Source organism: Brevundimonas sp. KH_025 (assembly GCF_057839885.1).
Genome location: NZ_CM174501.1, coordinates 2,873,649 through 2,893,827 on the forward strand (window position 1 = coordinate 2,873,649; position 20,179 = coordinate 2,893,827).

Consider the following 20,179-nt stretch of genomic DNA (forward strand, 5'->3'; position numbering starts at 1 on the left):
GCCTGAGGCGATACCTCAGGATACGCCGTGGCCACTCGTTACGAGCCCAAGACCGCCGAACCCCGCCAGCAAGCCCGCTGGGCGGCCGCTGACGCCTTTTCGGTGCCCAACGCCGACACCGGCCGTCCGAAATACTATGTGCTGGAGATGTTCCCCTATCCGTCGGGCAACATCCACATGGGCCACGCCCGCAACTATGTGATGGGCGACGTGGTGGCGCGTCACAAGCGGGCGCAGGGGTTCGACGTTCTGCATCCGATGGGCTGGGACGCCTTCGGCATGCCGGCCGAGAACGCGGCCATGGAGCGCGGCGTCCACCCCGGCGACTGGACCTGGTCCAATATCGCCACCATGCGCGACCAGCTGAAGCTTCTGGGGCTGTCGCTGGACTGGAGCCGCGAGTTCGCCACCTGCGACCCGGCCTATTACGGCAAGCAGCAGGCCTGGTTCCTGGAGCTGTACAAACGCGGTCTGGTCTATCGCAAGGACGGCGTGGTCAACTGGGACCCGGTCGACAACACGGTCCTGGCCAACGAGCAGGTCATCGACGGGCGCGGCTGGCGCTCGGGCGCCCTGGTCGAGAAGCGCAAGCTGAACCAGTGGTTCCTGCGCATTACTCAGTATGCGGACGATCTGATCGACGGCCTGTCCGAACTGGAGGGCCGCTGGCCCGACAAGGTCCGCCTGATGCAGGAAAACTGGATCGGCCGCTCCAAGGGCCTGCAGATGAAATGGGCCTTCGCGCCCGACGCGGCGCCCGCCGGTCATGAGACGGTCGAGGTCTACACCACCCGTCCCGACACCCTGTTCGGCGCCAGCTTCGTCGGCCTGGCCCCCGATCATCCCATCTCGAAACAGCTGGCCGACGCTGACCCCGAGATCGCCGCCTTCGTCGCCGAATGCCGCAAGGGCGGCGCCTCTCAGGCCGAGATCGAACAGGCCGAGAAGATCGGCTGGGACACCGGTCTGAAGGTCGTCCATCCCTTCACCGGCGCCGAGGTTCCGGTCTGGATCGCCAACTTCATCCTGTCGGAATACGGCACGGGCGCCATCTTCGCCTGCCCGGCCCACGACCAGCGCGACCTGGACTTCGCCCGCAAATACGACCTGCCGGTCATCCCGGTCGTCCGCCCCGAAGGCGCCGGCGACGACTTCGCCGTGGGGACCGAGGCCTATACCGGCCCCGGCTCGATCTTCCGTTCCGACTTCCTCAACGGCCTGGACATCGAGACGGCCAAGGCCGAGGCCATCGCCCGCATCGAGGCGGCGGCCCAAGGCGAGGCCAAGACCATCTATCGCCTGCGCGACTGGGGCGTCAGCCGCCAGCGCTACTGGGGCTGCCCCATCCCCATCATCCACTGCGAGGCCTGCGGTCCCGTGGCGGTGCCGGCGGAGCAGCTGCCGGTCGAACTGCCCAAGGACGTGACCTTCGACGTGCCCGGCAACCCGCTGGACCGTCACCCGACCTGGAAGCACGTCAACTGCCCGACGTGCGGCGGCGAAGCCCGTCGCGAGACCGACACGCTGGACACCTTCGTCGATTCCAGCTGGTATTTCGCCCGCTTCGCCGATCCCAAGGCGGACGAGCCGATCAACAAGGCCGCCGCGTCGAAGTGGCTGCCGGTCGACCAGTATATCGGCGGCGTCGAACACGCGGTCCTGCACCTGCTCTACGCCCGCTTCATCACCCGCGCCCTGTCGGACGCCGGTCTGATGGACGTGAAGGAGCCGTTCGCCGGCCTGTTCACCCAGGGCATGGTGGTCCACGAGACCTACTACGAAGGCCATGAAGCCAGCGGCAAGCCGCGCTGGGTCGAGCCCTCGGATGTGCGCATCGAGACCGTGGACGGCCAGCGCGTCGCCACCCGCCTGTCCAACGGCGCGGCCCTGACGATCGGCGACATCGAGAAGATGTCCAAGTCCAAGAAGAACGTGGTCGCGCCGCAGGACATCATCGAGGCCTATGGCGTCGACGCCGGACGCCTGTTCGTCCTGTCCGACAGCCCGCCCGAGCGCGACGTCCAGTGGTCGGCCGGCGGCGTCGAGGGGGCCAGCCGCTTCGTCCAGCGCGTCTGGACCGAGTTCGACGGCTTCGACCCCGCCGCCCCGGCCAACGCCGACGTGGACGCCAGCCTGATCCGCGAGACGCACAAGACCATCAAGGCCGTCAGCGAAGGCGTCGAAGGCTTCCGCTTCAACTCGGCCATCGCCAAGCTCTACGCCTTCCTGGCGACCCTGCGTCAGCACGACAAGGCGGGCGGCGAGGCCCGGAAGACGGCGCTGACGACCATGGCCCGCCTGATCGCCCCCTTCACGCCCCACCTGGCCGAAGAAGCCTGGGCCCGTCTGGGTCAGGACGGCATGGTCCTGGACGCGCCCTGGCCCGTCTTTGACGCCGCCCTGGCCGCCGACGACGAAGTCGTCCTGCCCGTCCAGATCGGCGGCAAGCGCCGCGGCGAGGTCGTCCTGCCGCGCGGCTCGGACAATGCGACGGTCGAGGCCGCCGCTCTCGCCAATCCGACGGTTCAGGCCTACCTTGCCGCCAACAACCTGAGCGTCCGCAAGGTGATCGTGGTGCCCGACCGTATCGTCAATCTGGTGGCCGGCTGATGCGCCGCGCCCTCGCCCTGATCGCCGTCGCAGGCGCGGCCCTGCTGTCCGGCTGCGGTTTCACGCCCCTGTACGGCGAGACAGGCGTGGGCGCGGGCCTGTCGCGCATCGCGGTCTCCACCCCCGACAACCGCCTGGGCTACCGGCTGCGCGAGCAGCTGGAGGACGTCTTCGGCTGGAACGGGTCGGCCCAGCCCCTCTATCGTCTGTCGACCGAGGTGGTGCAGAGACGCCGCTCCCTGGGCCGACGCATCGACGACACGGCCAGCCGTTACGAACTGACCGTCAAGGCCGACTGGACCCTGACCCCGGTCAGCGGCGGAGCCCCGATCAAGGGCTCGCAGACCACGACCACCACCTATGCCGCCGCCGACCAGCCCTATGCCGCCATCGCCGCCCAGCAGGACGGCGAGGACCGCGCCGCCGCCGATCTGGCGCGTCTGATCCGGCTGGACATGATGCGCGCCCTGGCGGGCCAGTGAAGCCTGTTCTGAAGGGGATGTCCGCGTGATCCTGGCCAAGCGGCCCGAGGTCGACCGTTTCCTGAAAGCGCCGGACGCGAACATTCGCGCGGCCGTCATCCACGGCAAGGACCGCTCGGGCGTCACTGAGCGCGCCCTGACCCTCTACAAGGCCATCACGCCCGACCTGAACGACCCGTTCAACGTCACCTTTCTGACCGAAGCCGACATCGACGGCGACGCGGTCAAGCTGGAGGAGGCCCTGACGGCGCTGAGCATGATCGGCGGGCGGCGTCTGGTGCGCATCCGCCTGTCGGACGGCAAGCCCAGCGTCGACAAGGCCATCGCCGCCGCCCTGACCATCCACGCCGACGGCGGCTACAATCCCGACGCCATGCTGGTCATCGAGGCCGGGGCCCTGGGGCGCGAATCCGCCCTGCGCAAGGCCGCCGAGAAGTCGCCCGGCGCCGTCGGCATCGCCTGTTATGAGGACGAGGTCGGCGACGTCGCCCGCATGACGCGCGAGGCCCTGGGCGCCGACAAGGTCGGCCTGACCGGCGACGCCCTGGACCGCTTCGTCGCCCGCCTGCCCCGCGAACGCGGCCTGATGCGTCAGGAGATCGAGCGACTGGTCCTCTATATCGGCCCCGGTTCGGGCCGCACCATCGACGTGCCGGAACTGGAAGAGCACTTGGGTGTCGAGCCCGACGCCTCCCTGTCCGACGCCGCGCTGCAGGCCTTCGGCGGACGCCCCGGTCCCGCGCAATCGGGTCTGCGCCGCGCCCTGGCCGAGGGCGAAAGCGCTGTCATGGCCGTGCGCATGGCGGCCATCCATCTGGGCAAGCTGCGCCGCATCAACGTCCTGCAGGCCTCCGGCGCCGGCGCCAAGGAGGCTGCGAAGGCCGCCGGCGTCTTCTGGAAACAGGAGGCCGAGATCCTGCGTCAGGCCCGCGCCTGGCGGCTGGAACTGCTCGACGAGGTCCAGGACAGCGTCAACACCGCCGACATCGCCACCAAGACCACGGGCATGCCCGAGGCCCTGATCGCCGAGCGCCTGCTGCTGGAAATCGCCGCCCGCGCCCGCCGCATGGGTCTTTAATTTAGGCGCCTACCGGCCTTCGGCCTACTTGAGGCTTGGCCCCCTCTTTCCTCCCCACTTTGTGGGGAGGGGGACCGCGTAGCGGTGGAGGGGGCGACGCTATGGGTAGGCGTCGAGACGCCCCCTCCGTGACGGCGCTATAGCGCGCGCCACTCCCCGTCAAATGGGGAGGAAAGCCTCAGTCAGCCCCGCTTCGAGGCCTTGCGGAAGGCGGGCTTGTTCGCCGCAGCAGCTTGGCGCTGCATCGTCTTTTCCGCGCCGCGCGCCCCGCCCTTGGCGCCGGCAGGGCCCGGCTGCGAGCCCGCCTTCTTGGCGGCGAGGGCGCGTTTCAGGGCTTCGGTGGCGCTGGTCTTGTCGGTCGGTTCAGTCATGAACGCACCCTAGCACGACCTGACCGGAAACGCCCGTCAGCCGCGCATCAGGCGGCGGCACAGGTCGTCCAGCTGTTCCAGGGTGCCGTATTTGATGGTGATCTCGCCCTTACCGCCCTTGTCGGCCAGCAGGACCTTCAGGCCCAGGGCGTCGGCCAGATCCTGCTCCAGGGCGGCGACGTCGGCGGCGCCCTCCCCGCTCAGGACCGGCTTGGCCTTCGATGCCTTGGGACCATCGGCGGCGCGACGGGCCAGGGCCTCGGTCTGACGCACGTTCAGACCCTTGGACAGGACCTGCTCGGCCAGGGCCTCGGGGTTGGGCGCGGTGATCAGGGCGCGGGCGTGACCGGCCGAGAGCCGGTTCTCCATGACATGGTTCAGCACGCTGTCGGGCAGTTGCAGCAGGCGCAGGGTGTTGGCGACGTGGCTGCGGCTCTTGCCGACCACGCCGGCCAGGGCGTCCTGGGTGCGGCCGAAGCGCGAGATCAGCGAACCATAGGCCATGGCCTCTTCGACCGGGTTCAGATCGGCGCGCTGGACGTTCTCGATGATGGCGACCTCCATCACCTCGACGTCGTCCATCGGGCGTTCGATAATGGGCACGAATTTCAGCCGGGCGGCCTGGGCGGCGCGCCAGCGGCGTTCGCCGGCGATGATCTGCCAGACGCCGTCCTCGCCGGGCTGAGCCCGCACCAGAATGGGCTGCAGCACCCCCTTGTCGCGGATCGAGGCCGTCAGTTCTTCCAGATGCTCGGCGCCGAACTGCTTGCGCGGCTGGTCGGGATTGGGCTTCAGGCTCTCGATCGGCACGGCGCGCACGCCCGTCGGCTGAACGCCGCCGTCGACCGGCGCGCTCTCGGCGACGTTTTCTCCCAGAAGGGCCGACAGGCCCCGGCCCAGACCACGTTGACGTTCGGACAAGATGCTGATTCCGTTCTACTTACTGGGAAAGCCGCCGATCAGGCGGCGAGCGCCTGACGACGCTGGCGTTCGCGCGCCACAAGCTCGCGCGCCAGCTTCAGATAGGCCTGACTGCCGGTGCATTTCAGGTCGTAGATCAACACCGGCTTGCCGAAGGACGGCGCCTCGGACACCCGCACGTTGCGGGGAATGACGCTGTCATAGACCTTGTCGCCGAAGTGGCTGCGCACATCGGCCGCCACCTGCCCCGACAGGGCGTTGCGGCGGTCGTACATGGTCAGGACCAGGCCCTGGATTTCCAGCGCCGGATTGAGGCTCTGCTTGACCATGTCGATGGTCCGCATCAGCTGAGTCAGGCCCTCCAGCGCGAAGAACTCGCACTGCAACGGCACCAGAACCGCATCGGCGGCGGCCATGGCGTTCAGCGTCAGCAGGTTCAGCGACGGCGGGCAGTCGATCAGGACATAGTCATACCGCGTATGGCCGTTGCCGCCCTGCGCCGCCAGCGCGTCGCGCAGACGATAGGAGCGGCGATCCGCCTGGCTCAGTTCGATCTCGACCCCCGACATGTCGGCGTCGGCGGGAACGATGAACAGGCCGGGAACGGCGGTTTCGACCGCCGACAGGTCGATGGGACGGCCGTCGACGATGACGTCATAGATCGTCGCTCGGCGTGTTTCACGTGGAACACCCAGACCCGTCGAGGCATTGCCCTGCGGATCCATGTCGACGATCAGCACCTTCTCGCCGATGGCGGCCAGGGCGGTGCCCAGGTTGATGGCGGTCGTGGTCTTGCCCACCCCGCCCTTCTGGTTGGAGACAGCCAGGACTCTGGTCTCATGCACGCGGGTCTGTTTCTCGCGATCAGCGGACACGGCGAAGACTCCGGATATGGACGATGCGTCCGCGCGGGTCGCTGCGCGAGACGGAGAGGTCGCTCTTAAACTGCCAGACCTTGGCCGCATCTTTCAACTCAGCTTCGGCCTTCTCCCCCTTCAGGAACAGACCTTGTGCACCGTGCTGGAAGTAAGGCTGTGCATAAGCCAGCAGTTTCTCCATCGGCGCCACGGCGCGGGCGGTGACGACGTCGACTTCGATGTCCTGCTCCTCGGCCCGGCCGTTGATCACGGTCGCCGGCAAATCCAGGGCCTCGACCACCTGGTCCAGGAACCGGCAGCGCTTGCCCAGGCTGTCGATCAACCAGACATGAGCCTCGGGCCGGTCCTTCAGCAGGATGGCCAGGACCACGCCGGGGAAGCCGGCGCCGGCGCCCAGATCGGCCCAGGTCAGGGCATCGGGCGCCAGGGCCAGCAGCTGGGCGCTGTCCCAGGCGTGCCGATTCCAGAAGTCCGGAATGGAATCCGGACCGACCAGGTTCATCACCTCGTTGGCCTCGGTCAGCATGCCGAGGAAAGCGGTCAGATCGGCGATCTGGGTTTCACTGGCGCCGGTATGGGCGCGGAAGGCGGCGACGGGGTCCAGGCTCACGCGACGATGGTCTCGACTTCTGCGGCGAGCGACGTCGCCTTCTTCACATGGGCCAGCAGGGCCGTCAGGGCGCCCGGGGTCATGCCTTCGATCCGTCCCGCCTGCCCCAGGGTGCGGGGCTGGACCAGGATCAGCTTCTCGCGCACCTCGTGCGACAGGCCGCCGATGGCGGCGTAGTCGAGACCTTCGGGCAGGGTCAGCCCCTCCTCCCGGCGCAGGGCCTCGGCCTCCGAGGCCTGACGGTCCAGATAGCCGGCGTAGACGGCGTCGATCTCGACCTGTTCGCGCACGCCCGGCGCCCAGTCGGCGATCTCGGGCCGGATGGCGACAAACTGGTCCAGCGTCACGCCGGGGAAGGACAGCAGGTCGCGGATCGAGCGGCGCTGGCCGTCGGCGTTGACGCTGATGCCGATCGCGCCGGCCTCCTTGGGCGTGAACTGCGTTTCACGTGAAACACGGTTCGCCCGGTCCAACTGGTCCGCCTTCTCCAGCCATACCTTGGCGCGGTCGCCGCCGACGATCCCGGCGTCGATGCCGAGCGAGGTCAGGCGCACGTCGGCGTTGTCGGCGCGCAGGGTCAGGCGGTACTCGGCCCGGCTGGTGAACATGCGATAAGGCTCGGTGACGCCGCGCGTCACCAGGTCGTCGATCATGACGCCGATATAGGCCTGGTCGCGGCCGAGGATGATCGGGTCCGAGCCGGCGGCGGCGCGGGCGGCGTTGAGGCCGGCGATCAGGCCCTGGGCCCCCGCCTCCTCATAGCCGGTCGTGCCGTTGATCTGACCCGCCAGATAGAGGCCGGGCCGCTTCTTGACCTCCAGCGCCGGAGTCAGTTCGCGCGGATCGACATAGTCGTATTCGATGGCGTAGCCGAAGCGAAAGACCTCGACGGCTTCCAGCCCGGGCATCGTCTTGAGGAATGCAAGTTGGGTCGCGTCGGACACCGAGGTCGAAATGCCGTTGGGATAGACGGTCGGATCGTCCAGACCTTCGGGCTCGAGGAAGACCTGGTGGCTGGTCTTGTCGGCGAAGCGGACCACCTTGTCCTCGATCGAGGGGCAGTAGCGCGGGCCGCGGCCTGACAGCTTGCCGCCATAGACGGCGCTCTCGCCCAGGTTCTCGGCGATGATGCGGTGGGTGTCTTCGGTCGTGTGGGTGATGCCGCAGGCGATCTGGGGCACTTCGATCCGGTCGGTCAGGAAGCTGAACGGCACGGGCTGGTCGTCCGCCGCCTGCATCTCCAGCCGGTCCCAGGCGATGGTGCGGCCGTCCAGACGCGCGGGCGTGCCGGTCTTCAATCGGCCCATCATCAGGCCGGAGCCATAGAGGTCGACGGCCAGGCCGACGGACGGCGCCTCGCCGTGACGGCCGGCGGCGATGCGCTCCTCGCCGCGATGGATGACGCCGTTGAGGAAGGTGCCGGTCGTCAGGACCACAGCCCCGGCGCGCAGCTCGGTCCCCTCGCCCGTCGTGACGCCGACGACGCGGTCGCCGTTCCGGATCAGGCCCTCGGCCGTCCCGGCCATCAGGGTCAGGTTCGGCGTCTGGGCCAGCTCGGCCTGCATGGCCTCGCGATAGAGGCGACGGTCGATCTGGCTGCGCGGCCCGCGCACGGCGGCGCCCTTGGAGCGGTTCAGCAGACGGAACTGAATGCCGGACACGTCGGCCAGGCGGCCCATGACGCCGTCCAGGGCGTCGATCTCGCGCACCAGATGGCCCTTGCCGAGGCCGCCGATGGCCGGGTTGCAGCTCATCTCGCCGACGGTTTCGAGCTTCTGGGTCAGCAGCAGGGTGCGGGCGCCCGCGCGCGCCGAGGCGGCCGCAGCCTCGCAGCCGGCGTGGCCGCCGCCGATGACGATGACGTCGAAAGAGGTCGAGGGGGAGGAACTCATGGCCGAGGACATAGTCTATCCCGGCCGAAATCGCCACTGGAACGACGTCGGTGTTTCACGTGAAACACCGCTGATCGGCGACTACTTGCCGATGCAGAAGGTCGAGAAGACCTCGCCCAGGATGTCCTCGACGCCGATGGCGCCGGTGACCCGGGCCAGGGCGTCGGCGGCCCGGCGCAGATCGTCGCCCGCCATCTCCGGCGCGAGATCGAGGGCGCGGCGCCCCGCCTCGACCGCGGCCAGGGCCTCGTCCAGACGACGGCGATGGCGCTCGCGCGTCACCGCCGGGAAGTCGGCGCCGGACAGGTCGCGGGCCAGACGGGCGGCGATCCAGTCGTGCAGCTCGGACAGCCCCTGTCCCGTCGTCGTGCTGACGGTCAGGGCCTCAAGCCCAGAGGCCGGAGCGGCGGCGCCGAGGTCGGCCTTGTTCAGGATCTGCAGGTCGTCGGCCTGGGCGAAGGCGGCGGCGGGATCTTCGCCCATCCCCTCCCCCTGCCCCACGCCCGGCGCCCGGACCCAGAGCCGCAGGTCCGCCTCCTGCGCCCGCAGACGGGCGCGGCGGATGCCCTCGGCCTCAACCACGTCGTCGCTGTCGCGCAGACCGGCGGTGTCGGACAGGGTCACGGCGTAGCCGCCGATCATCAGTTCGGCGTCCAGGACGTCGCGGGTGGTGCCGGCGATAGGGGTGACGATAGCCGCCTCGCGCGCCGTCAGGGCGTTGAACAGCGACGACTTGCCGGCGTTGGTCTCGCCGATCAGGACGATGCGGTAGCCTTCGCGCACCCGCCGTCCGCGATCGGAATCGGCCAGGGCGGCGCGCAGGTCGGCGGCGAGTTGATCCAGGACCGGGCCGGCGGTGCGGGCCAGATTGTCCGGGACCTCCTCGTCGGGGAAGTCGATCTCGGCCTCGACCAGGGACAGGGCTTTCAGCAGGTCGCGGCGGAATCCGGCGTAGGCGGCGCTGAGGGCGCCGTCCAGTTGGCCCAGGGCCTGAGCTTTCTGAGCTGCGGTTTCGGCGTCGATCAGGTCGGCGACGGCCTCGGCCTGGGCCAGGTCCATGCGGCCGTTCTGGAAGGCGCGACGGGTGAACTCGCCCGGCTCGGCCGGACGAACCCCGAGGGCGATCAGGGCGCGGCTGACGGCCTCGATCACGGCCCGGCCGCCGTGCAGATGCAGCTCGGCCGAGTCCTCGCCGGTGTAGGAGTTGGGGCCGGGGAAGCGCAGGACCAGGGCCTGATCCACCATTTCGCCGTCATGGCGCAGGGTGCGCAGCGCCGCCAGCCGCGGCGTCAGTCCCCCTGCCCCCAGCGCGGTCAGCGCCACGTCCACCCCCGGGCCGGACAGGCGCAGGATGGCGATGGCGCCCCGCCCCGGCGGGGTAGCCAGGGCGAAGATGGTGTCGGCCTTGGCAGTCAAATCGTCAGCCCTTGGGCGCGCCCGTGACGGCGGCTTCCATCAGACGACGGAACTGATCCTGGGCCTGGGCGCCGAAGCTGGTCCAGGTCTTCATCAGTTCATCCGGCTGCAGGGAGGCCATGTTGGCGTCCATCCGCTTCTGCATCTCGGCCACCAGATGGTCGTTCAGCACGGTCACGTCGGGCAGGCCGAGAAAGGCGCGGGCCTCGGCCGGGGTGCAGTCGATCTCGATGTTCAGCTTCATGACGTTCGCCTTTCAGACCGGAGCGTGTTTCACGTGAAACACGCCCTCAAGCAGCCGCCCGCCGCGCGGGCGGCGCTAGGGCCGGAATTATGTGTTCATGGACTGGAAGAAATCGCCGTTGTTCTTGGACTGGCGCAGCTTGTCGAGCAGGAATTCGATCGCGTCCTGCGGCCCCATCGGGTTGAGGATGCGGCGCAGGACATAGGTCTTGGCCAGCTGATCCTTCGGCGTGATGAGGTCTTCCTTGCGGGTGCCGGACTTGAGCACGTCGATGGCCGGGAAGATGCGCTTGTCGGCGACCTTGCGGTCCAGGACGATTTCCGAGTTACCCGTGCCCTTGAACTCTTCGAAGATGACCTCGTCCATGCGGCTGCCGGTGTCGATCAGGGCCGTGGCGATGATGGTCAGCGAGCCCCCCTGCTCCACGTTGCGCGCGGCGCCGAAGAAGCGCTTGGGCCGTTGCAGGGCGTTGGCGTCGACGCCGCCGGTCAGCACCTTGCCCGACGACGGGACGGTGGCGTTGTAGGCGCGGCCCAGGCGGGTGATGGAGTCCAGCAGGATCACCACGTCCTTCTTGTGCTCGACCAGGCGCTTGGCCTTTTCGATCACCATTTCGGCGACGGCGACGTGGCGGGTGGCGGGTTCGTCGAAGGTCGAGGCGACGACCTCGCCCTTCACCGTGCGCTGCATGTCGGTGACTTCTTCCGGGCGTTCGTCGATCAGCAGAACGATCAGGAAGACTTCCGGGTGGTTGCGCTCGATCGACTTGGCGATGTTCTGCAGCATGACCGTCTTGCCCACGCGCGGCGGGGCGACGATCAGGCAGCGCTGGCCCTTGCCGAGCGGGGCGACGATGTCGATGACCCGGCCCGAGCGGTCCTTCAGCGTCGGGTCCTGGATTTCCATGTGCAGCCGCTCTTCGGGATAGAGCGGGGTCAGGTTATCGAACAGGACCTTGGTCTTGACCATCTCCGGATCTTCGAAGTTGATCGTGTCGACCTTGAGCAGAGCGAAGTAGCGCTCGCCTTCACGCGGGCCGCGCACGGCGCCGTGCACCGTGTCGCCCGACCGCAGACCGAAGCGGCGGATCTGCGACGGCGAGACGTAAACATCGTCCGGACCCGGCAAATAGTTGGCGTCGGGGCTGCGCAGGAAGCCGAAGCCGTCCGGCAGGATCTCGAGCACGCCCGAGGCGATGATCTCGACCTCTTCATCGGCCAGGGTCTTGAGGATGACGAACAGCAGGTCCTGTTTGCGCAGGTTGCCGGCGTTCTCGATCTCGAGGCTCTCGGCGAAGGCGACCAGGTCTTCCGGCGTCTTCTCGTTCAGTTCCTGCAGGGTGATGCGGCCGTTGGGGACGATCGGCTCGCCGTCCTCGTCCTCGTCGTCGGCCGTGGTGTCGACGCCAGTGTCGTCGTTGACGATTTCAGCGACGGCTTCGATCTCGATTTCCGGTTCCGGCGCGGGCTCGGCGACGGCGCGCGAACCGCCCAGGGTCAGCGTCTTGCGCGGACGTTCCGCAACAGTTTCAACCACTTCCGAGGACTGGTCGTTGTTTTCGGGCGTGTCGGTCATGGCGTGCTCGCTCACGCGCTCGGACGCGAGAGGGCGTCGAGGGCGGTTCGTCTGTCGATGTCGCGGCCTTGCGGCCAGAGGGAGGGCGACGGGCTCCCGCAGGATCGAACCAGCAGGCGTCGCGAGAAGAGAGGGACCGCCCTGCAGCTTGCGCCGGACGGTTCGCCGTCAGCGGAACCACGAAACCCGTGGCGCCGTCAAGCACGGCCTTTTCTCTAGGCCGCGGTCAAAAGGCTCCGTCTTGACTGCTTCGCGCCGCCCTACGGGTTTCGACCCGACGCGGCCTGACGCTTCGCGCGCTCAAGCAGTGAGCGACCGCGTCGCGAGGTTAGCGCCCTAGAAGGTCCATTCCAGCGTCACGGACAGAACCATGACGATGGCGAGAAGGAAGGGAATCTCGTTGGTCATGCGCCAGAAGCGACCCGAATATTTCGACGTGCCGGCGGCGATCTTCTTCCTCTGCCCCGCCAGGAAGCCGTGCCAGGCCGCCAGAAGGAAGACGCCGGTCAGCTTGGTCGCCATCCAGGGCTGGTGCGCGAAGCTCCAGTCGGCGCCCTCGCCGCTGCGCAGCCACAGCAGCCAGCCGCCGAAGATGAAGGCCAGGATCATGGCCGGATTGATGATGATGCGCAGCAGTCGGGTCTGCCAGACCCGCAGCAGGGCCTGCATTTCGCCGCGCAAGGGCTCGGGCTTGTTCGCCTGCTCGGCGTCATAAGCGAACAGGCGCGGCAAAAAGAGCATCCCCGCCATCCAGGCGATCACCGCCAGGATGTGGAACCCGCGCGCGAGATTGTAATAGTCCATGTCGCTCCCCTCGGCCGATCAGGCCGCCTTTGAACAACCGCCGGGACAGGCTTTCAAGTGGGCGCATGGTCCCCCCTTGGACGCGCCTTGCGGCGCCACGCCCGAGGTTTCCAGCGCGGCCTCGACCGCCTGGGCCAAGGCGGCGATGAAGGCCGGCTCCACGCCGACCGCCGGCGCCCGCAGATAGGGGGCGCAGCCGACCGAAGCGGCCAGTTCGCCGTATTCGAGATCCAGCTCGACCAGGGTCTCGACGTGTTCGGAGACGAAGGCGATGGGCACGATCACGGCGCCGACGCCGTCCTTCGCCGCCTGTTCTATGGCCTCGGGCGTGGCCGGACCCAGCCATTTCAGCGGCCCGACCCGGCTCTGATAGCAGATGGCCCAGTCGGTCAGACCCATGCGGGCGACAACGGCGGCCACGGTGGCCTCGACCTGGGCCTGATAGGGATCACCGGCGGCGACCAGCTTTTCCGGAATGCCGTGGGCCGAAAACAGCACGCGCACGGGCTGGCCTTCAGCCTTGTCCATGGTCTCACGGATCAGCCGGGCCTGAGCCTCGACTAAGCCCTCGGCGTCGGGATAGCAGCAGACGGCGTGGACCTCGCCCGGCCCCTGATAGGCTTCGCGCCAGGCCTTGAGCGACGAGGCCGTCGTGGTGGTCGAGAACTGCGGATAGAGGGGCAGAAGCACGACATGGTCGGGCTGGAATTCCGCCACTGCCCGCGCCGTATCCTCGGTCAGAGGATGCCAGTAGCGCATGGCGATGAAGACCTCGGTCTCATCGCCCGGCGCGGCGTCGGCCAGCGCCTCTGAAAGCGCAGCGGCCTGTTTCAGCGTCTCGGGCAGCAAGGGCGAGCCGCCGCCCATCAGGGCGTAGTTGGCCTGGGCCGCCTTCTCGCGACGCGAAGAGATCAGCCGGGCCAGGGGCGTGCGGACGATGCCCGGCAGGCCGATGATGGCCGGGTCATTGAACAGGTTGAACAGGAAGGGTTTGACCGCGTCCGGTCCGTCCGGTCCGCCGAGATTGGTCAGCACCACCGCCACGCGCCGGTTCGGACGACTGTTCTCGGCGGTCAGGCTCATTGGGCGCCGATCCGGCGCAGGACCTGTTCGACATGGGCGATCGGCACGTCCGGCAGGATGCCGTGGCCCAGGTTGAAGATCCACGGTCCCTGGCCCCAGGCCTCCATCAGTTGATCGACGCGGCGGTCCAGCGCGGGGCCGCCGGCGCGCAGCAACAGGGGATCCAGCGCGCCCTGGATCGGCTTGATCGCCTGAACCCGTTTGCCGACCTCCAGAGGACAGGCGGTGTCCAGCGCCACGGCCTGAACATCGCACTCAGTCGCATAACGCTCCGCAAGCGCCGCAGAGCCCCTTGGGAAGCCGATGAGCGGCACAGTGACCCCCAGGGCTCGGGCGCGGGCCACAAGCGCCTGGTGAGGCTTCAGGACCAGACTTTCGAACAGATCGTCGGGCAGGCCCTCGGCCCAGCTCTCGAAGATCTTCAACACCTGAGCGCCGGCGTCCTGCTGCATCTTCAGATAATGGGCGGTCGCCTCGACCAGGACGTCCAGCAGGGCCGCGACCTTTTCCGGTTCGGCATAGGCATAGGTGCGGGCCTGCGCCCGCTCGCCCTTCACGATCGTGCGGGCTTCGCCGTCCAGCATATAGGTGGCGACCGTCCAGGGCGCGCCGGCGAAACCGATCAGGGCCCGTTCCGGCTCCAGTTCAGCGCGCACCAGGCTGAGGGTCTGACCCACCGCCTTCAGGGCTTCCCCCGCCCCGGAGGCCAGCTCCCGCATCGACTCCACCGACGGCAGGGCGCCGAGGCGCGGACCTTCGCCGGCTTCGAACCAGACCTTCTGTCCCAGGGCGCCCGGGATCAGCAGGATATCGGCGAAGACGATGGCGGCGTCGAAGCCGAACCGGCGCATGGGCTGAAGCGTCGCCTCGGCCGCCATTTCCGGGTTCATGCAGAAGGCGATGAAGTCCGGCGCCTTGGCCCGCAGCTCGCGGTATTCCGGCAGGTAGCGCCCCGCCTGACGCATGAACCACACGGGCGGACGGGTCGTAGTCTGGCCCTGGAGAGCCTGGATCAGGAGAGGAGTGCTCATGCCTTGGGCTTTAGGATGCACACCCCCAAGCCTCAATCCCTATTCAGATTTAAGAATTGAAAGAAATTGGAGGATGGAAGCAGGGCGCTGAACTGCGGGGATAGAATCCGGCCATACCGTCGATCGACAGGTTTCTCCCCGTTTTCGCGCGAATGAATCCCGCGACCTCGATCATGGTGTGTTGATTGTGGGGATAACCGGCTCTGAGTCCGCTGTGACGGGAGTCCGAGCTGGGCGCCGTTGTGGGAAAGGCGCCGGGCGCCAATTCTGGACAAGGCGCCTTATCCCCGGGTGAGGATAGAAATTCGGCGCCTGTATGAACGACTCCAGGCGCCGTTCGCCAATCGGCGCCCGTGATCCCCGCTCGCGACCGCCTCTTGAGCTTGCTAGAGGATTCGGCGCCCAGTCGGCGCCCAGGCGATGTCGAACGGCGCCCCGGCTTTTGCACAGGCTACGGGGAAAGAGTCCGACGCTATCCGCGCCGCGTTTGAGGTTGAGGAGACGATCAGAGCCATGAGCCCCGCCCGCCCGTCGTCGCGTCTGGCCACCTATTTCCATGTCCACCTGGTCTCGGACTCGACCGGCGAGACCCTGAACGCCATGGCCAAGGCGGTAATCGCTCGTTTCGACGGCGTCATTCCCATCGAACACATCTACGCCCTGGTCCGCTCGCCCAAGCAGATGGAGCGGGTGCTGGAAGAAGTCGCCGGGGCGCCGGGCGTGGTGCTGCACACCCTGGTCGACCGTGAACTGCGCGAACAGCTGGAGGAAGGCTGTCGTCGGTTGCAGACGCCGCAGATCGGGGCGCTGGATCCCCTGGTCGGGGCCCTGTCGGGCTATTTGGGGACCAATATCTCGACCCGCGTCGGCGCCCAGCACGCCCTGGACCACGGCTATTTCAACCGGATCGGCGCCCTGGACTTCGCCATCGCCCACGACGACGGCCAGGGCACGCTGGATCAGCTGGAACACGCCGACGTGGTTCTGTGCGGCGTCAGCCGGACGTCCAAGACCCCGACCTGCATCTATCTGGCCAATCGCGGCATCCGCGCCGCCAACGTGCCCCTGGTGCCGGGTCAGGAAGACGGCGAGCGGCTGACCCAGTTGAAGAATCCTCTGGTCGTGGGCCTGACGGTGTCGCCCGATCGGCTGGTGCAGATCCGCCGCAACCGGTTGGAGGGGCTGAACGCCCACCACGCCTCTGACTATGTCGACCACGACGCCGTGCGCGAGGAAACGGTCAAGGCGCGGCGCGCCTTCGAACGGCGCGGCTGGCCGACCATCGACGTGACCCGCCGCTCGGTCGAGGAGACCGCGGCGGCCATCATCAACCTTCTGAGCGAGCGGCGGACGCATCGCGTGGGGACTGTCTGGTGAAAAACGACGGCGAACGGCTGATCCTGGCCTCCAAGAGCGCGGCGCGGCGCGCCATCCTGACCGAGGCGGGCGTGCCCTTCACGGTTCAGGTGGCCGACGTGGACGAGGACGCGCTGAAGACCCCCGGCGTCGATCCGGTCGAACTGGCGGTTGAACTGGCGCGGGCCAAGGCCCTGGCCGTGTCGCGCCACGACGCGGAGGCCTGGGTCCTGGGCGCCGATCAGACCCTGGCCTTCGACGGCGGCCTGGTTTCGAAGGCGCCGACGCTTGAGGCGGCGCGCGAACGCCTGATCGCCATGCGCGGGCGCACCCATCAGCTGCATTCCGGCGCGGCCCTGGCCCGCAACGGCCAGGTGGTCTGGTCGGGCGTCGACACGGTCGAGATGAAGATGCGCGACTTCTCCGACGCCTTCCTCGACGCCTATCTGGCGGCTGAGGGCGAGGCGCTTCTGACCTGCGTCGGCTCCTACCGGCTGGAGGGGCTGGGCTCGCAGCTGTTCGAGGCGGTCGAGGGCGACTACTTCACCGTCCTGGGTCTGCCGCTGTGGCTGGTGCTGGCCGAACTGCGCCGCGCCGGAGTGATCCTGTCGTGAGCCCCTCCCCTTCTCGCATCACGGGCGCCGCCCTGCTGGCGGGCATCGCCGGTCAGCCGGTGGCCCATTCGCTCAGCCCCGTCATCCACAATGCCTGGCTGGAGGCCGGGAGCATCGACGGCGCCTATGTGCCCTTCGCGCCGAAGGACGCCGCCGGGTTCGACGCCCTGGTCGCCGCCGGCCGCGCCGGTCTGATCCAGGGCCTGAACGTCACCGCCCCCTTCAAGGAACAGGCTTTCGCCCTGGCCGATGAGGCCAGCGACGCGGCCCAGGCGACCGGCTCGGCCAACATCCTGGTGTTCGACAACGGCCGCGTCCGCGCCGACAGTTCCGACGGCGTCGGGGTTCTCTACGCCCTGGCCGAACAGGCCCCGGGGCTGAACCTGAAGGGCGCCGTCGTCGTCATGCTGGGCGCCGGCGGGGCTGCAAGAGCCGGCGCGGGCGCCCTGATCGAGGCGGGGGCGCAGATCCGCATCCTCAACCGTTCGCGCGACCGGGCCGAGGCCCTGGCCGCCGATCTGGGTCCGTCGGTCAGCGTCGCCGACGAAGCCGCTCTGGCCGAGGCTGATCTGGTGATCAACGCGCTCAGCGTGCAGCCCTCCATTGATTTGTCGGCGCTGAAACCGGGGGCCGTGGTCATGGACATGACCTACAAGCCCGTCGTCACCCCCTTCCTGGCGGCGGCCCGGGCGCGAGGTCTGACGACCGTGGACGGCCTGGCCATGCTGATCGGCCAGGCGGCGCCCTCGTTTGCCGCCCTGTTCCGGCGCCCGCCGCCCCTGAATGATGAGGCGCTGGACCTGCGCGCCCTGCTGCTGGCCCATCTGGGAGAGTCCCATTTGGGAAAGACGGCATGATCATCCTCGGCCTGACCGGCTCGATCGGCATGGGCAAGTCGACGACGGGGCGGATGTTCGCCGACGAAGGCGCCCTGCTGTGGGACGCCGACGCCGCCGTCCATCGTCTTTATGCGCGCGGCGGAGCGGCGGTCGGGCCGCTGGATGAAGCCTTCCCCGGCGTGGTCGTGGACGGCGCCGTGGACCGCACCCGTCTGGCTGAGGCTCTGGGCCGTGACGAGGACGCTTTCCGCCGGTTGGAGCGGATCGTTCACCCGCTGGTGGCGCAGGACAGGGCCGAGGATCTGGCGGCGGCCCGGGCCGAGGGCGTTCGGCTGGCCGTGCTCGACATTCCCCTGCTGTTCGAGACCGGCAGCGATGCCTTCGTGGACGCGGTGGTCGTGGTCACGGCCGATCCCGAGGTGCAGGCGACGCGGGTCCTGGCCCGCCCCGGCATGACTCGCGAACGTCTGGACGCCATTCTGGCCCGCCAGACGCCCGACGCCGAGAAACGCCGCCGCGCCGATTTTCTGGTCGACACCGGGGGAGGGCTGGAGGCGGCGCGGGATCAGGTGCGCGAAATCGTGGGGACAGTCCTGGCGCCGTCGTGGACGCCGCCGCGTCGCGGCTGAGCCGGCTCTTTCGTCTCGGCTCGCCTTGCCCCATTAAGGGGATATGGCCCGCGAAATCGTCCTCGACACCGAAACCACTGGATTCGACCCCAAGACGGGCGACCGTCTGATCGAAGTCGGCTGCATCGAGATCCACGACCTGCTGCCGACGGGCCGGACCTTTCACCGTCTGGTCAATCCCGAACGGCTGATCCCGCCGGACGCGATCCGGGTCCACGGCATCACTGACGACCACGTCAAGGACGCGCCCAAGTTCCACGAGATCGCGGCCGACCTGCTGGAGTTCATCGGCGACGCCCCGTTGATCGCCCACAACGCCAACTTCGACCGCAACTTCATCGACTTCGAATACAGCCGCATCGGCCAGAAGCCGCCCCATCAGGAGCGGTGGATCGACACGCTGCAGCTGGCCCAGAAGCGCTTTCCGGGCATGCCGAACTCGCTGGACGCCCTGTGCAAGCGGTTCAAGATCTCGCTGGTCGACCGCACCCTGCACGGCGCCCTGATCGACTCCCGCCTGCTGGCCGAGGTCTATCTGGAGCTGCGCGGCGGCAAGGAAAGAGCGCTGGACCTGACGAGCGCCCGCAGCCCTCAGGCCATGGCGGCGGCCGCTTCGGTGGACCACGGCGCGCGGCCCAACCCCCTGCCCTTCCGTTCGACCGAGGCGGAGCAGGCGGCGCATCAGGCCTTCCTGAAAGCGACGCTGAAGGACCACAGCCTGTGGGCCGGCTATGGCGTGACCGTCGAGGTCGAAGCCAAGGACGAGGCGGCGGCCTAAACCGCCGGGTCCATCAGGATGTAGGTCCCGGGCTTTGCCTGAAAGGCGTCGATCTGCGGGACCAGACGGCGGAAATGTTCGCTGGCGCAATGGGCGTCCAGCGCGGCTTGATCGGGCCATTCCTCGATGAAGACGAAGTGGCCGGGCGCGCGCTGATCCGTGAACAGATCATAGGCGACGCATAGCGGCTCCTCGCGCGTCAGCCGCACCAGTTCGCGATAGAGCGGCATCACCGTCTCGACGTGCTCGGGCTTGATGAAGTCCTCGGCGATGACCTTCAGCACAGCGACTGGCTCTCCCTTAGACATAGAAAAGGGGCGTCCCGCGGACGCCCCTTCCTTCCGCTCAAGCAGCGAGGCGCCGCGCGCCTCGCGTTAGCGGTCTTCTTGAATTATGCCTGGCCGGTCTCGGCCGGGCCGCTGGCGATCTGCTGCTGGCGGGCGACGTAGATGGCGGCGAAGTCGATCGGGTCGACCATGAAGGGCGGGTAGAAGCCGCCGTCCGAGGTGGCCTGGGCGATGACCTGACGGGCGAAGGGGAAGAGGTAGCGCGGGCATTCGATCAGCAGCATGGGCTCGATGTCCTGCGGGGCGACGCCGCTCAGGGCGAACAGGCCGCCGTAGACGAGTTCCACGTGAAACACGGCGTTCTTGTCTTCGCCCGTGGCCTTGACCGACAGCTTGAGGTCCAGCTCGAACAGGCCGTCCGGGCGGCCGGCGGCGTTCATTTCCACGCCCATGTCGATGGCGGGCTTGCCCTCGATGCGCAGGCTTTCCGGCGCGCGCGGGTTTTCGAAGGACAGGTCGCGGACGTATTGCGCCAGGATGCGGAAGCCGGGACCGGCGGGCTGGCCTTGGCCTTCCGTCGGCTCGGTCTGGCCGTTGGGGGCGGTGTCGGCGGGGGCGGTGGCGTCGGTCATGAAGGAAAGCCGTCAGTCTGAAAACAAGGGACGCCGGACCGCTCCGGGC

At 68.3% G+C, this 20,179-nt stretch carries 21 protein-coding genes; 8 read left to right on the forward strand and 13 right to left on the reverse strand.

Annotated features, from left to right (window positions below):
* Positions 1 to 27 precede the first annotated feature (27 nt).
* The 3 genes from leuS to holA are packed head-to-tail and all read left to right on the forward strand — an operon-like array spanning position 28 to position 4,170.
* Positions 28 to 2,610 (forward strand): leucine--tRNA ligase, encoded by a 2,583-nt coding sequence (leuS, locus tag AC3IS2_RS14240; protein WP_489198440.1) that lies wholly within the window; start codon positions 28 to 30, stop codon positions 2,608 to 2,610.
* Positions 2,610 to 3,092 (forward strand): LPS assembly lipoprotein LptE, encoded by a 483-nt coding sequence (gene lptE / locus AC3IS2_RS14245; RefSeq protein WP_489198441.1) that lies wholly within the window; start codon positions 2,610 to 2,612, stop codon positions 3,090 to 3,092. The genes leuS and lptE overlap by 1 nt, the downstream gene beginning before the upstream one ends.
* 25 nt (positions 3,093 to 3,117) lie before the next feature.
* The gene (gene holA, locus AC3IS2_RS14250) at positions 3,118 to 4,170 is read left to right on the forward strand and encodes a DNA polymerase III subunit delta (protein ID WP_489198442.1); all 1,053 of its coding nucleotides are present in this window, start codon (positions 3,118 to 3,120) and stop codon (positions 4,168 to 4,170) included.
* Between the two features lie 182 nt (positions 4,171 to 4,352).
* Here the strand turns inward: holA and AC3IS2_RS14255 are convergent, their stop codons facing one another.
* The 11 genes from AC3IS2_RS14255 to hemE all read right to left on the reverse strand — a co-directional run bounded on the left by AC3IS2_RS14255 (position 4,353) and on the right by hemE (position 14,995).
* Positions 4,353 to 4,541: a hypothetical protein gene (locus AC3IS2_RS14255; protein ID WP_489198443.1), complete on the reverse strand. Its 189-nt coding sequence runs from the start codon at positions 4,539 to 4,541 to the stop codon at positions 4,353 to 4,355.
* A gap of 36 nt (positions 4,542 to 4,577) precedes the next feature.
* Positions 4,578 to 5,462 carry a ParB/RepB/Spo0J family partition protein gene (locus AC3IS2_RS14260; RefSeq protein WP_489198444.1) on the reverse strand — a complete coding sequence of 295 codons (885 nt, stop codon included), beginning with the start codon at positions 5,460 to 5,462 and terminating at the stop codon, positions 4,578 to 4,580.
* 38 nt (positions 5,463 to 5,500) lie between these two features.
* Positions 5,501 to 6,307 (reverse strand): ParA family protein, encoded by an 807-nt coding sequence (locus tag AC3IS2_RS14265; protein ID WP_489200159.1) that lies wholly within the window; start codon positions 6,305 to 6,307, stop codon positions 5,501 to 5,503.
* Between the two features lie 19 nt (positions 6,308 to 6,326).
* Positions 6,327 to 6,950: a 16S rRNA (guanine(527)-N(7))-methyltransferase RsmG gene (gene rsmG, locus AC3IS2_RS14270; protein ID WP_489198445.1), complete on the reverse strand. Its 624-nt coding sequence runs from the start codon at positions 6,948 to 6,950 to the stop codon at positions 6,327 to 6,329.
* The gene (mnmG, locus tag AC3IS2_RS14275; protein WP_489198446.1) at positions 6,947 to 8,842 is read right to left on the reverse strand and encodes a tRNA uridine-5-carboxymethylaminomethyl(34) synthesis enzyme MnmG; all 1,896 of its coding nucleotides are present in this window, start codon (positions 8,840 to 8,842) and stop codon (positions 6,947 to 6,949) included. The genes rsmG and mnmG overlap by 4 nt, the downstream gene beginning before the upstream one ends.
* 81 nt (positions 8,843 to 8,923) lie before the next feature.
* Entirely contained in the window at positions 8,924 to 10,258 is a 1,335-nt protein-coding gene (gene mnmE / locus AC3IS2_RS14280) for a tRNA uridine-5-carboxymethylaminomethyl(34) synthesis GTPase MnmE (RefSeq protein ID WP_489198447.1), read from the reverse strand.
* A gap of 4 nt (positions 10,259 to 10,262) precedes the next feature.
* Positions 10,263 to 10,502, reverse strand: a complete 240-nt coding sequence (locus tag AC3IS2_RS14285; RefSeq protein ID WP_184267111.1) for a DUF6489 family protein — start codon at positions 10,500 to 10,502, stop codon at positions 10,263 to 10,265.
* A gap of 87 nt (positions 10,503 to 10,589) precedes the next feature.
* A complete protein-coding gene (gene rho, locus AC3IS2_RS14290; RefSeq protein WP_489198448.1) occupies positions 10,590 to 12,077 on the reverse strand; it encodes a transcription termination factor Rho in 1,488 nt (495 codons plus the stop codon).
* 336 nt (positions 12,078 to 12,413) lie between these two features.
* Positions 12,414 to 12,881 (reverse strand): CopD family protein, encoded by a 468-nt coding sequence (locus tag AC3IS2_RS14295; protein ID WP_489198449.1) that lies wholly within the window; start codon positions 12,879 to 12,881, stop codon positions 12,414 to 12,416.
* A gap of 18 nt (positions 12,882 to 12,899) precedes the next feature.
* On the reverse strand, positions 12,900 to 13,964 hold the full coding sequence (gene hemH / locus AC3IS2_RS14300) for a ferrochelatase (RefSeq protein WP_489198450.1): 1,065 nt from the start codon (positions 13,962 to 13,964) through the stop codon (positions 12,900 to 12,902).
* The gene (gene hemE, locus AC3IS2_RS14305) at positions 13,961 to 14,995 is read right to left on the reverse strand and encodes a uroporphyrinogen decarboxylase (protein WP_489198451.1); all 1,035 of its coding nucleotides are present in this window, start codon (positions 14,993 to 14,995) and stop codon (positions 13,961 to 13,963) included. The genes hemH and hemE overlap by 4 nt, the downstream gene beginning before the upstream one ends.
* Positions 14,996 to 15,508: 513 nt before the next feature.
* Here hemE and AC3IS2_RS14310 point away from each other — a divergent pair.
* From AC3IS2_RS14310 to dnaQ, 5 genes are read left to right on the forward strand one after another with little or no spacing between them, the layout of a single operon-like run.
* On the forward strand, positions 15,509 to 16,372 hold the full coding sequence (locus tag AC3IS2_RS14310; protein WP_489198452.1) for a pyruvate, water dikinase regulatory protein: 864 nt from the start codon (positions 15,509 to 15,511) through the stop codon (positions 16,370 to 16,372).
* The gene (locus tag AC3IS2_RS14315) at positions 16,366 to 16,965 is read left to right on the forward strand and encodes a Maf family protein (RefSeq protein WP_489200160.1); all 600 of its coding nucleotides are present in this window, start codon (positions 16,366 to 16,368) and stop codon (positions 16,963 to 16,965) included. Before AC3IS2_RS14310 ends, AC3IS2_RS14315 begins: the two co-directional genes overlap by 7 nt.
* Positions 16,962 to 17,822 (forward strand): shikimate dehydrogenase family protein, encoded by an 861-nt coding sequence (locus AC3IS2_RS14320; RefSeq protein WP_489198453.1) that lies wholly within the window; start codon positions 16,962 to 16,964, stop codon positions 17,820 to 17,822. Before AC3IS2_RS14315 ends, AC3IS2_RS14320 begins: the two co-directional genes overlap by 4 nt.
* Entirely contained in the window at positions 17,819 to 18,433 is a 615-nt protein-coding gene (coaE, locus tag AC3IS2_RS14325; RefSeq protein ID WP_489198454.1) for a dephospho-CoA kinase, read from the forward strand. Before AC3IS2_RS14320 ends, coaE begins: the two co-directional genes overlap by 4 nt.
* 43 nt (positions 18,434 to 18,476) lie before the next feature.
* Complete coding sequence (dnaQ, locus tag AC3IS2_RS14330) at positions 18,477 to 19,211, forward strand: DNA polymerase III subunit epsilon (protein ID WP_489198455.1); 735 nt, start codon at positions 18,477 to 18,479, stop codon at positions 19,209 to 19,211.
* On the opposite strand, the gene AC3IS2_RS14335 is transcribed toward dnaQ, so the two are convergent.
* Positions 19,208 to 19,495: a putative quinol monooxygenase gene (locus AC3IS2_RS14335; protein ID WP_489198456.1), complete on the reverse strand. Its 288-nt coding sequence runs from the start codon at positions 19,493 to 19,495 to the stop codon at positions 19,208 to 19,210. The two genes, dnaQ and AC3IS2_RS14335, sit on opposite strands and share 4 nt — an antisense overlap.
* A gap of 107 nt (positions 19,496 to 19,602) precedes the next feature.
* Entirely contained in the window at positions 19,603 to 20,130 is a 528-nt protein-coding gene (gene secB, locus AC3IS2_RS14340) for a protein-export chaperone SecB (RefSeq protein ID WP_489198457.1), read from the reverse strand.
* Between the last annotated feature and the right edge of the window lie 49 nt (positions 20,131 to 20,179).